This is a genomic window from Cobetia sp. 2AS, assembly GCF_029846355.1.
In the GTDB taxonomy this organism is placed as follows: Bacteria; Pseudomonadota; Gammaproteobacteria; order Pseudomonadales; family Halomonadaceae; genus Cobetia; species Cobetia amphilecti.
This window is the reverse complement of the sequence record NZ_JARWKQ010000005.1, coordinates 1-11656: the sequence shown is the minus strand read 5'-3', so window position 1 is coordinate 11656 and position 11656 is coordinate 1. Positions and strand designations below refer to the sequence as shown.

At 64.7% G+C, this 11656-nt stretch carries 7 protein-coding genes; 4 read left to right on the top strand and 3 right to left on the bottom strand.

Translation table 11 applies throughout. The annotated features are described in order from the left end of the window. The first annotated feature begins 209 nt into the window (after nucleotides 1–209). The 3 genes from QD356_RS13355 (at nucleotide 210) to QD356_RS13345 (ending at nucleotide 3271) form a co-directional block, all read left to right on the top strand. Nucleotides 210–1553 (top strand): sodium-dependent transporter, encoded by a 1344-nt coding sequence (locus tag QD356_RS13355; RefSeq protein WP_054556322.1) that lies wholly within the window; start codon nucleotides 210–212, stop codon nucleotides 1551–1553. A gap of 197 nt (nucleotides 1554–1750) precedes the next feature. Next, nucleotides 1751–2293, top strand: coding sequence for a gamma carbonic anhydrase family protein (locus tag QD356_RS13350; protein WP_153636693.1), 543 nt, complete (start codon nucleotides 1751–1753; stop codon nucleotides 2291–2293). A gap of 270 nt (nucleotides 2294–2563) precedes the next feature. Continuing rightward, a complete protein-coding gene (locus tag QD356_RS13345; protein ID WP_052384803.1) occupies nucleotides 2564–3271 on the top strand; it encodes a metal-dependent hydrolase in 708 nt (235 codons plus the stop codon). 71 nt (nucleotides 3272–3342) lie between these two features. Here the strand turns inward: QD356_RS13345 and QD356_RS13340 are convergent, their stop codons facing one another. The 3 genes from QD356_RS13340 to QD356_RS13330 form a co-directional block, all read right to left on the bottom strand. Next, a complete protein-coding gene (locus tag QD356_RS13340; RefSeq protein WP_225996592.1) occupies nucleotides 3343–4878 on the bottom strand; it encodes a sigma-54 dependent transcriptional regulator in 1536 nt (511 codons plus the stop codon). Then, a complete protein-coding gene (locus QD356_RS13335; protein ID WP_192838978.1) occupies nucleotides 4875–7274 on the bottom strand; it encodes an ATP-binding protein in 2400 nt (799 codons plus the stop codon). The genes QD356_RS13340 and QD356_RS13335 overlap by 4 nt, the downstream gene beginning before the upstream one ends. Nucleotides 7275–7357: 83 nt before the next feature. Continuing rightward, nucleotides 7358–8128 carry an FCD domain-containing protein gene (locus QD356_RS13330; protein WP_192838977.1) on the bottom strand — a complete coding sequence of 257 codons (771 nt, stop codon included), beginning with the start codon at nucleotides 8126–8128 and terminating at the stop codon, nucleotides 7358–7360. A gap of 436 nt (nucleotides 8129–8564) precedes the next feature. On the opposite strand from QD356_RS13330, the gene QD356_RS13325 reads away from it, so the two are divergent. Next, nucleotides 8565–11507 (top strand): FAD-binding and (Fe-S)-binding domain-containing protein, encoded by a 2943-nt coding sequence (locus QD356_RS13325; RefSeq protein ID WP_225996591.1) that lies wholly within the window; start codon nucleotides 8565–8567, stop codon nucleotides 11505–11507. Nucleotides 11508–11656 lie beyond the last annotated feature (149 nt).

Genomic DNA, 11656 nt, shown 5'->3' with positions numbered 1-11656 from the left:
CAATAGCGCCGTGAAAACGGCGTCACCGCTGCCGCGGGGATACCTAGAATGTGAGGCCTCGGCGCGTGTTATTCAATCTATCGCCTCGATAGGCGGGCGTTGCCACGCGCATGTCGCATTGGCCGAGGCCGGTACGGCTGCTATCTTGCTGGCCTTGGCCCCTGAGTGGGGCCCGTATCCTTCCCCGTACCGAGACCACGAGAGCAGACATGAGCGAAACCACCGAACGCTGGGGCAGTCGCCGAGCCTTCATTCTGGCCGTGACCGGCGCCGCCGTCGGGCTGGGCAATATCTGGCGCTTCCCCTATATGACCGGTGAGAACGGCGGTTCGGCATTTCTGCTGCTGTATATCGGCTTCGTGCTGTTGCTGGGGCTGCCGGTGATGATGGCCGAGATCATGATCGGGCGCGCCGGACGCCGCGGACCGATGCAGGCGCTGGCCCATCTGGCCGTCAGCGGTGGCCGCACCCCGCACTGGCGCTGGCTGGGACTGTTCGGCGCCATCACCATGTTCTTCATCCTGTCGTTCTATTCGGTGGTGTCGGGCTGGTCGATCGAGTATCTGGTCGATTCGCTGAAGGGTGACTTCAGCGGCATGAGCCCGCCGGAGATCGGCGCTTCCTTCGGTGCCTTCCTGGAAGACCCGGTCACGATGACCTTCAACCACACCGTCTTCATGCTGATGACGATGAGCGTGGTGGCCGCCGGCATCTCTTCCGGGCTCGAGCGCCTCAACAACCTGATGATGCCGCTGCTCTACGTGCTGTTGCTGGCGCTGGCCGGTTACAGCATCAGCACGCCCGGCTTCGGCCCCGCGCTGAGCTGGCTGTTCATGCCCAACCCGAGTGCCATCACGCTGGACGTGATGCTCAATGCCATGGGGCATGCCTTCTTCACTCTGGCGGTCGGTGCCTGTGCCCTGATGGCCTACGGCGCCTACATGCCGGAGCGCCAGAGCCTGCCGACGGCCGCGATCGCCGTGGCGGCGCTGGATATCGGTGTGGCGCTGCTGGCGGGTATCGCCATCTTCGCGGCGGTCTTCAGCCAGGGCATGGACCCGGCCTCCGGCCCCGGCCTGATGTTCGTCAGCCTGCCGATCGCCTTCGCCAATCTGCCGGGTGGCAGCGTGCTGCTGGCGCTGTTCTTCCTGCTGTTGTTGCTGGCGACCTGGACCAGCTCGATCAACATCGCCGAGCCCATCGTCGAGGTGCTGGAGGGCTGGGGTCTCAAGCGTCGCCACGCGGCGCTGGTGGTCGGTGTCTCGGTGTGGGCGATGGGGCTGTTGTCGGTGCTGTCCTTCTCGAGCCTCAAGGACGTGCACGTGCTGGGCGAGATGAATGTCTTCGATGCGGTGACGACGATTCCGCCGGACTTCTTCCTGCCGATCGGCGGGCTGCTGATCGCCATCTTCGCGGCCTGGGTGATGCCGCAGAATCGTGCGCTGGCAGGCCTCGGCACCTCGCGTGGCTTCTTCCGCACCTGGCGTTGGGTGCTGCGCTGGATCTCGATTCCGCTGGTCGTCGTCGTGCTGGGCTGGAGCTTCTTCAAGTAAGCGCGCTTGCGTAATCGGTACGTGAATCTTGCGTTGAGTCAGCGCACGGCGCGGCGCGGTGCGCGGGGCATGTTGAGCCGGCAAGCGGGGCGTCGGGACGGGGTGTCGAAAACATCGCAACGCGAGTCAGGCCGTTGCGCTATTGGCATCCCGGTGTTTGGCGCAGTAGGCTGGTTGCCTAATTCAGGAGGTAAGGCATGAGCATTAGATCCTTCAAGGGCCTGACGCCGCGACTGGGCGAGCGGGTTTTCGTCGATCCGGCCAGTGTGGTGCTGGGTGATGTCGCCCTCGGGGATGACAGCTCGGTATGGCCGCTGGCGGTGATTCGCGGCGACATGCACCGTATCCGCATCGGCGCGCGCACCAGCGTGCAGGATGGCGCGGTACTGCATATCACCCACGCCAGTGATTTCAATCCGGGCGGCTATCCGCTGGAAATCGGTGATGACGTCACCATCGGTCACAAGGCCGTGTTGCATGGCTGCACCATTCACGACCGCGTGCTGGTCGGCATGGGCGCCATCGTGATGGACGGCGTGGTGGTGGAAGATGAAGTCATCATCGCGGCCGGTGCGCTGGTGCCGCCGGGCAAGCGTCTCGAGGGTGGGCATGTGTATGCCGGCAACCCGGCCAAGGCGCTGCGCCCGATCAAGGACAGTGAGCGTGAGTTCTTCACCTATTCGGCGGTGAACTACGTCAAGCTGAAGGATCAGCATCTGGCCGAAGACTACGCTGACTGAACCTCCATTGCGGAGATTGGCAGACGCAGCAATGATCACTCCCCCGTCGGCTCAGGCCGGTGGGGGAGTGCTCGTTTCAGGGCCGGATTTGCCGCAAGCCAGGGTCGGTTTTTCACAAGATCCAGAAGGCAGAGGTGGCAGTGGTGCGCACAAACCAGGACAAGCCATTGTTTTTCATGAAATGCTTGCGTCATAATCTGGACGTATATCCAGTGCCAGCGTGTGGCGTCTGGTCCAGTGACATCGTCGAGGGCTCGCGACCCGTATTTCATGGCCAATTTTCGTACCCATATCACCGTAGCGGCCTTCGCCGGCGGCATCGTCGCGGCGGCGGGCTGGCAGGGCGGCCTGTGGTCGCTGGCGGAGGGGGTTCCGCTGGCGAGCCTGACCACCTTCGGCGGTATCCTGCCGGATATCGACTCCGACAACTCGCGCGCCATCCGTATCCTGTTCACGCTGTTTGCGGTACTGGCGACCATGGCCTGCGTGCTGTTGCTGCAGGACCGCCTGCTGGCAGGGCCGCTGATGATGGCGGGCGGCGCCACCTATCTGGGCGTGCGCTATGTGGCCAGCGCCATCTTCAAGCGCTTCACCGTCCATCGCGGTATCTGGCACTCGCTGCTGGCGTCACTGCTGTGCTCGCTGGGCGTGACGGCTGCCAGCCTGCATGTGCTGGGCCAGAGTGAAGAGCAGGCCTGGTGGCAGGGTGCGGCCCTGTTGTTCGGCGCCATGATCCACCTGCTGCTCGATGAGATGTACAGCGTCGACATGGTCGGGGCACGCCTGAAACGCAGCTTCGGCACCGCCTTCAAGCTGTTCGATTATCGTGAGCCGGGCAACTCGCTGGCGATGGTGGCGGTGATTGCCGCCATGACGCCCTGGCTGCCACCATTGTCGGTACTGGTGGACATCATGCACCTGCAGGGGCCGCTGTCCGTGTTTGGTGCAGGCCTGTCACGGCTGATGGCCGGCGTCTGATGCCGTCTGGCTGAAGGCCGGCGCGAATCTCCGTTGCGATGCCTTGGTTGTGATGCCTTGGTTGTGATGCATCAGGCACGATAGGGCTCGGCGCTCAGGCCGTGCTTCTTGAGCTTGTCGTAGAGCGTCTTGCGCGGCAGTCCCAGCTGTTCGCAGGCCATCACCACCTGACCTTTGCTGGCCGCCAGGGCCTCGCGAATCAGCGCGGCTTCGAACGCCTCCATGCGCTGCGGCAGCGATTGCGCCTGCGTGGCTGCCTTCACGTTGTACTCCAGTTCCCCCAGCTCGCCTGAGTCCCTCGGTTCGCCTGATGCATCCCGCTCGCCCATGCCGGCGGTGATGCCTTCTCTGACCGCCTCTCTTGCGGCTTCCGTGCTGTTCACGGCCGGGCCACTCGTGCCCGCGGTGAGCGGTCGCCCTTCCGCCATGCTGTCGCCGATGTTGCCCTCCAGCCCGCCCAGCAGCACATGGCGTTCCGCACAGTTTCTCAGCTCACGCACGTTGCCCGGCCAGTCATGCGCCAGCAGCGCCTGCAGGGTGGTGGCATCCAGCGGCGGGACTTCCAGACTGGTGCGTTCACTGGCCAGAATCGCGAAGTGCCGAAACAGCTGCAGGATATCCTCGGCATGCTCGCGCAGTGGCGGCAGATACAGCGTGACCACGTTCAGGCGGTAGTAGAGGTCTTCGCGAAACTCGCCGGCGCTGGCCGCTTCACGCAGATCCCGCTTGGTGGCGGCGATGACGCGGATATCGATGGGGCGTGGCGTATTGCTGCCGAGCCGCTCGATGCTGCGCTCCTGCAGCACCCGCAACAGCTTGATCTGCAACGACATCGGCATCGATTCGATCTCATCGAGAAACAGGGTGCCGCCGTCGGCGTGTTCCAGCTTGCCGATGCGGCGCTCGCTGGCACCGGTGAAGGCGCCTTTCTCATGGCCGAACAGTTCCGACTCGATCAACGTCTCCGGCATGCCGCCACAGTTGAGCGCCACGAAGGGCTTGCTGGCGCGGGCGCTGCGCTCGTGCAGGCAGCGGGCGACACGGTCCTTGCCGGCGCCGGTCTCGCCATACAGCAGGGTGTCGGCATCGACCACCGCCAGGCGTGATACCTGGGCATCCAGGCGCTGCATGATGTCACTGCTGCCGACCAGCCTGGGGCCGGCGCTGTTGCGCTGGGTATCCAGCTGTTCGCGCAGCGAGCGGTTCTCCAGCGCCAGCCGGCGAGCGGCCACCGCACGCCGCACGCCATCGAGCATGCGCTCGCGATCGAAGGGCTTCTCGATGAAATCCCAGGCACCGGCCTGCATGGCCGCGACGGCGGTATCGATGTCGCCATGCCCCGTCATCACGATCACCGGCAGCTCGTCATCCACGGCATGCGTCGCGTGCAGCAGGCTCAGGCCATCCATGCCCGGCATGCGAATGTCCGTGACCACCACACCTTCGAAGGGCGCTTCGGCGCGCAGGATCGCCAGTGCCTGCTCGGCACTGGCCAGCGGGCGAGTGCGGTAATCGGCCAGCATCAGGCTCTGGCTCAGGCTGTCGCGCAGGTGCGGTTCGTCATCCACCACCAGCACCTGCATGTCGGTATTCGTGACGTCGCTCATGACGGCTCCTGTGAATGGTTGGCGGTGGGTGGCATCGGGGGTTGTGAGGGCGACGGCTGATGTGAGGGCGTCGCAAGTGAGTGTATCGAGAGTGCCGGCAGCGTCAGCCGGAACAGTGCGCCACCCAGCGGCGAGGGATGCGCCTCGAGGGTGCCGCCGAGGTCGGCGACGATACGCGCGCTGATCGATAGCCCCAGCCCGAGCCCCTGGCCGTCGGCGCGCTGGGTATAGAAAGGTTCGAACACGCGCACCAGTTGCGATGGCTCAAGGCCGGGGCCGTTGTCGTGGACTTCCAGCACGACCTGATTGCCGGCGCTGCCCGCTTGCTCATGCAGGTTGAGCTGGATGCTGGGGGGCTCCGTGCGCTCGGGGGGCATGTCGGCAAGCGCATCCAGTGCATTGCCGATCAGGTTGACCAACACCTGCTCCAGACGTACCGGCTCGGCGCGCACCCGGTCAAGCTTTGGACTCGCTTCGCGAATGAGGGCCACGCCGAGTGCCTCGCAACGTGCATGCAGCAGGCGCAGGGCGTAGTCGAGGCTGGTGGTGAGATCGATGGCTTCCAGGCGGTCACCGCTCTTGCGTGAGAACTGACGCAGCTGCGCGCTGATCTCGCCCATGCGCTGGGTCAGCTCGGTGATCTGGCGCAGGTTGCTCTCGACCTGGGAGGTCTGGGCGCGGGCGAGGAAGGCGGTCGCGTTCTCGGCATAGGCGCGGATGGCGGCCAATGGCTGATTGAGTTCGTGATTGATGCCGGCGGCCAGTTCCCCCAGTACCGCCAGCTTGGCGGTCTGGATCAATTCATCACGCGTCTCGCGCAGCTCGCGTTCGGCGCGGGTGCGCTCCTCGACTTCGGCACTCAGGCGCGTGTTGCTGGCGGCGAGGTCGCGGGTGCGTTCGACCACCCGTTGCTCGAAGGCATCGCGTGCCTGGGCGAGCTGTTCGGCCTGGGCACGGCGTTCGCTGACATCGAAGACCGTGACCAGCCAGCGCGGACCGTTGGGGCTGGGCAGCGGAGAGCAGGAAAGCTCCAGTGGCACCGCGACACCCTCGCGCAGGCCATGCACTTCCAGTGGGCCGACGGAGCGGGCCTGGGTCAGGCGGTCCAGCAGGTGGCGCTCGGCCGGCAGGAACAGCTCGCGCAGATCACGCCCTTCGCGGGCGCTGGGCTGGCGGGGTGAGTCGTCCGGTGAGGCATCGGCACTCAAGGGCGAGCCGAACAGCGCGATGGCCGTCGGATTGAGATACACCAGCCGGACCCGCTCATCGAGGATGCACAGGCCAGCCTGAGTGCGGTCGATGATGCCGCGCACCCGTTGCTGGCTACTGGCGAGATTCTGGCGCTCGCGCTCGGCAAACAGGCGACGCTCACGCAGGATGCGCAGTCGCTGCCAGCCCAGCCCTGCCAGCAGACACAGCAAGGCATAGCCACCGGCCGCGAGTCCGGCCGCTTGCCAGATACCGCTGCGCAGCGGTGCCAGTGGCTTGAGCACATGCAGGCGCCAGCCGATGTCCGGCAGTGGCTGGGACAGGCTCAGCCAGGCGTGCTGCCAGAGATCCCCCGGTGTCAGCTGCAACAGCTCGATGGAGGTCGTGTCTCGGCGCGACTCAAAGGACGAGCCCAGCAGCTCCGGTAGCGCCTCGCGGTGATGCAGGCGCAGCGGGCGCAGGCGCTGATTGGCATAGCGCTGGGTGTCGAGCAGCCGGTTGCGTGTCTCCTCGCTGAGTGGCTCCAGCGTGCGCAATACCCGCTGCGCCTGGCTGGCGATGAAGATCACGCCATGCGGATCAGTGACCATGATGTCGGCATTCTGGTCGAGCCACGCCGCCTCCAGCGCCTCTATCTGCACCTTGACCACGGCCACGCCACGTCGGCCCTGCGGGCTGGTGACGGCAGCGCTGAAGAAGTAACCGCGCTCACCGGAGCTGGTGCCCAGCCCGTAGAAGCGCCCCTCGCCGCCGTTGATGGCGTCTTGCCAGTAGGGGCGGAAGCGATAGTTCTGGCCGATGAAGGTATTGGCGGAACGCCAGTTGCTGGCGGCGATGGTCGTGCCGGTGTCATCGACCAGATAGAGGTCCGAGATGCCGGCCAGCTCACGCATGCGGTCCAGTCGCTGATTGAGTGCCACTTCCGCGCTGGGGTCTTCTGGGTGATCGAGAAAGTCGCGCAGCTGGCCATTCTCTGCCACCAGTCTGGGCAGATAGGCGTGGCGATTCAGCTGTCCGCGCAGGCTGGCGGCGGTCAGACGCAGTTCGTTGTCTGCCTCATGCCCCAGGCGCTCCAGACCCTGGCTGCGCGCCATCGAGACCGCCTGCCACACGCACAGCATCAGCCCCAGCGGTAGCGCGACCGCCAGTACGAGACGCCACAGCTGGGGCAGGCGCGTGTCCTTCATCGGCAAGCCTTCATGTTAAGGCCCTCATCTCAAGCACTGCATATCCGGATCTTCATATTCAGCCAGAGCGTCATGACGGAGTGTCATGAGTCATCCGGCGCCGCCTGGGCACGGCGCAAGGCGCGCTGGGCACGAGTCTCGGCGCGTTCCAGTTCCAGCAGCGAATCCTCGACGAATACCAGATGCTCATGGGCGGCGTTGCGTGCATCTTCGGCGCGGCCTTCCATGATCGCCTCGAACAGGCTGCGGTGTTGCTGGATCAGGCGCGGGCGTGATTCCGGCTTCTCGAACAGGTGGCGCAGGTTGGCCACGATGCTCTTCTCCAGCAACTGGAACAGGCTGCGCATCGAGTGCAGCAGCACCACGTTGTGCGCGGCATCGGCGATGGCGAGGTGGAAGGCGGCATCGGCACCGGCCTCGCGCTCCGGGTCACGTCCCTCGAAGCTCTTCTCCAGGTCCTCGAAGCGCTGGCGAAGCATTGCCTTGTCGGCAGGGGTGGAGCGCATGGCGGCGTAGTAGGCGCTGATGCCCTCCAGCGCATCGCGAAATTCCAGCAGGTCGAGATTGAACTCGCCGTGGCGACCCAGCAGCGCGCTGAGCGGGTCCGACCAGGCGCGCGCCAGCTCTTCAGAGACATAGGTGCCGCCGCCCTGGCGTGAGGTCAGCAGTCCGCGCGCGGCCAGCTTCTGGATGGCCTCCCGCACGGAGGGGCGCGAGACCTCGAACTGCTCGGCCAGGGTGCGCTCCGGTGGCAGGCGCTCGCCGGGTTTCAGGCTGCCTTCGATGATCATGCTTTCGAGGCGCTCGGTGAGTACATCGGCGATACGGGGTTGGCGGACGGGGGCGTAACGCATGGAAGTGTCCTTGCGGCAAAGGTGAAAGGCGGCACCGAACGCTGGAAAGCCAGAGCGCGGCATGCAAGAGAGGGGCGCTTGCGGCGCTGCCGATGATCAGTGTGGCCCGTGGGCATTCCACGCCACAGCCGACATTGGTCTTACCAATATGTGTGATAACCACGCCTCGCGTGGGAGATGAGTGCTATCAATAATTGGTAAGACCAATTTTATGCAATGAAGCTGCTTTGACCAATGTCTAGATACCTTGTACTACATGATGTTTGACCCCTTTCGAGGCGACGCCTAGATTATGCCGAAGCACAGAAGGGTAAATTGGTATGACCAATTTATCGGAAGGCCTGACCCAAGGGTGCGCCAACCCCCGAGTCCTCGTAAGCGTGATCCGTGCTGACTGATACCCTGAAAGACATCCTGACTGATAAAGAGACTGGCCATGACCGTCGCTGCTGCCCCTGACTCCACTGCTCACCCTGCCATGGGCGGGCATGCCTCACCCCAGGCGCGTGCTGCTGCCTATGACGCTCTGCGCGAGACGTTGGCGCAGCACATTCCCGGTGAGCGCCTGATCCATGATCCGCTGCGCACCCTGGCCTACGGCACGGATGCCAGCTTCTATCGGCTGGTGCCGCAGCTGGTGGTGCGGGTGCATGACGAGCAGGAGCTGGGGCATGTGTTGCGCGAGTGCCGAGCGCGCAAGTTGCCGGTGACCTTCCGTGCGGCAGGGACGTCGCTGTCCGGTCAGGCGCTGACGGATTCGGTGCTCATCCAGCTGGGCGGTGAGTGGCGAGGGGCGCAGGTGCTGGAGCAGGGCAGTCGCATCTGCCTGCAGCCGGGGGTGATCGGGGCGCGTGCCAATCAGCTGCTGGCACCCTTCGGGCGCAAGATCGGCCCGGACCCGGCTTCGATCAACAGCTGCATGATCGGCGGTATCGCGGCCAACAATGCGTCCGGCATGTGCTGCGGCACGGCACACAACAGTTATCGCACCGTCGAGGACCTGCGCGTCATTCTCGCCGATGGCACCTGCCTGGATACGGCGTCGCCGGAGAGCGTGCAGGCCTTTCGCGCCAGTCATGGTGGTCTGCTCGCGGAGCTGGAGCGCATGGCGGCCAGTGTGCGCGCCGACCCTGAGCTGGCCGAGCGCATCCGCCACAAGTACCGGCTCAAGAACACCACCGGCTATAGTCTCAATGCGCTGGTCGACTATGCCGATGGTCTCGAGATCCTCAAGCATCTGATGATCGGTTCGGAAGGCACGCTGGGCTTCATCGCCTCCATTACCTATCGCACCGTGATCGAGGAGCCACACAAGGCGGCGGCGCTGGTGTACTACCCGAACATCGATGCGGCCTGTCGCGCCACCATGTTGCTGAAGACGGCACCGGTCGCGGCGGTGGAGCTGATGGACCGCGCGGCGCTGCGCTCCGTGGAGGACGCACCGGGCATGCCGGACGTGTTGCGCACCCTGCCGGAAGAGGCGGTCGCGCTGCTGGTGGATGTGCGGGGCGCGCATCATCAGGAGCTGGAGGCGCGCATGGCCGAGGTTGCCCGCGTGCTGGAAGGCATCGAGACCTGCGAGTCGTGGGCCTTCACTCAGGATGCGCAGCGTTATGCGCTGTACTGGAAGATCCGCAAGGGGCTGTTCCCGGCGGTCGGTGCAGTGCGTGACCTGGGGACCACCGTGATCATCGAGGATGTCGCCTTCCCCATCGAGCGGCTGGCGGAAGGCGTCGGTGCGCTGACGGAGGTCTTCCAGCGGCATGGTTACTCCCAGGCGATCCTGTTTGGCCACGCGCTGGAGGGCAATCTTCACTTCGTCTTCCCGCAGGGCTTCGAACGCGAAGGCGAGGTGGCGCGCTATCAGGCGCTGATGGATGACGTCGCGCAGCTGGTGGGGCAGGAATATGGTGGCTCGCTCAAGGCCGAGCATGGCACTGGTCGCAACATGGCGCCTTATGTAGAGCTTGAGTGGGGCAAGGATGCCTATGCCCTGATGTGGCGTATCAAGGAGGCCTTTGATCCGGACAATCTGCTCAACCCGGAAGTGATCCTGACGCGCAATCCTCGCCTGCATCTGGAAAACCTCAAGCCATTGCCGGCGGCGGACCCGCTGGTGGACCGCTGCATCGAGTGCGGTTTCTGTGAGTCGGTCTGTCCGTCGAAGAACCTGAGCCTGACGCCGCGCCAGCGCATCGTCATCCGACGGGAGATCGCACGCCTGGCAGCGCTCGAGGCGCCGGATGATGCACAGCGCGACCAGCTGGCAGTGCTCAGGAAGGAATATGCCTATCAGGGCATGGAGACCTGTGCGGGCGATGGCCTGTGCGCGACCCAGTGTCCGGTCGGCATCAATACCGGTGATCTGATCCGGGGGCTGCGTCATGAGGAGAACGCCGGTGCCGATCATCCAGGCAAGATGAAGGTGGCGCATTGGGCCGGCGAGCACTTCACACGTGTCACCAGTGGCATGCGTGGCGTGCTCAGGCTGGCGGATGGGCTGCATGGCGCCGTCGGTACGCGCAACATGCGTCGCCTGACCCAGGCCGCTCGCAAGGTGTCCGGTGACAGGGTGCAGCAATGGACTCCCAGCATGCCGGCCGCCGCTGCGCGTGATTATCTCAAGCATCTCGCACAGCCACTGGGGCGCAGTGCAGCGCCCAATGGGCATGTCGTCTACTTCCCGTCCTGCGCCACGCGTGTCTTCGGGGTCGCTGCTGATGATCGCGATCCGCGCAGTGTCACCGAGATGGCGCTGGCCTTGATGGACAAGGCAGGCTTCGAGGTCGTGCTGCCGAAAGGGGTGGATGCGCTGTGCTGTGGCATGGCCTTCCAGTCCAAGGGGCAGTTCGAGGCGGGAGATGCCAAGGCCGCCGAGTTGGCAGCGGCGCTGGTGGAGGCGAGCGACGGCGGACGGCTGCCGATCTTCTGTGATACCAGTCCGTGCCTGGCACAGGCTCAGGCCTATGCGGGCGAGCATCTCGAGGTGTCGCTGACTCTGGTCGAGCCGGTGCAGCTGGTACTCGACTATCTATTGCCCTATCTCTCGATCACACCGCTCAAGGCGAGAGTCGCGGTGCATGTCACCTGCTCCAGTGTCCGCATGGGGCTGGCAGAGCAGTTCGTGGCGCTGGCGCGGCAGTGCGCCAGTGAAGTCGTCGTGCCGGAAGAGGTCACCTGCTGCGGCTTCGCCGGCGACAAGGGCTTCAGTACACCGGAGCTCAATGCCTCGGCGCTGAAGGGACTGAAGGAGGTAGTGGCCGATTGCGACTACGGGGTTTCCAATTCGCGCACCTGCGAGATAGGGCTGAGTGAGCACTCCGGGCTCAGCTATCAATCGATTCTCGGTCTGGTCGATAGAGCATCGGCACCAAGGTGATGGGAGGTGTTCGAGATGCATGACACCCTGATGACAATCTCTTGAAAAAGCCCTTGCCCTCACGGCGGTTCGTGCGTAAAGTACGCATCCGCTGCCGGGGACGCATGGCGTTACCAGCGGTGAAAGAGGTTTGCAGGCGATTGTTTTGC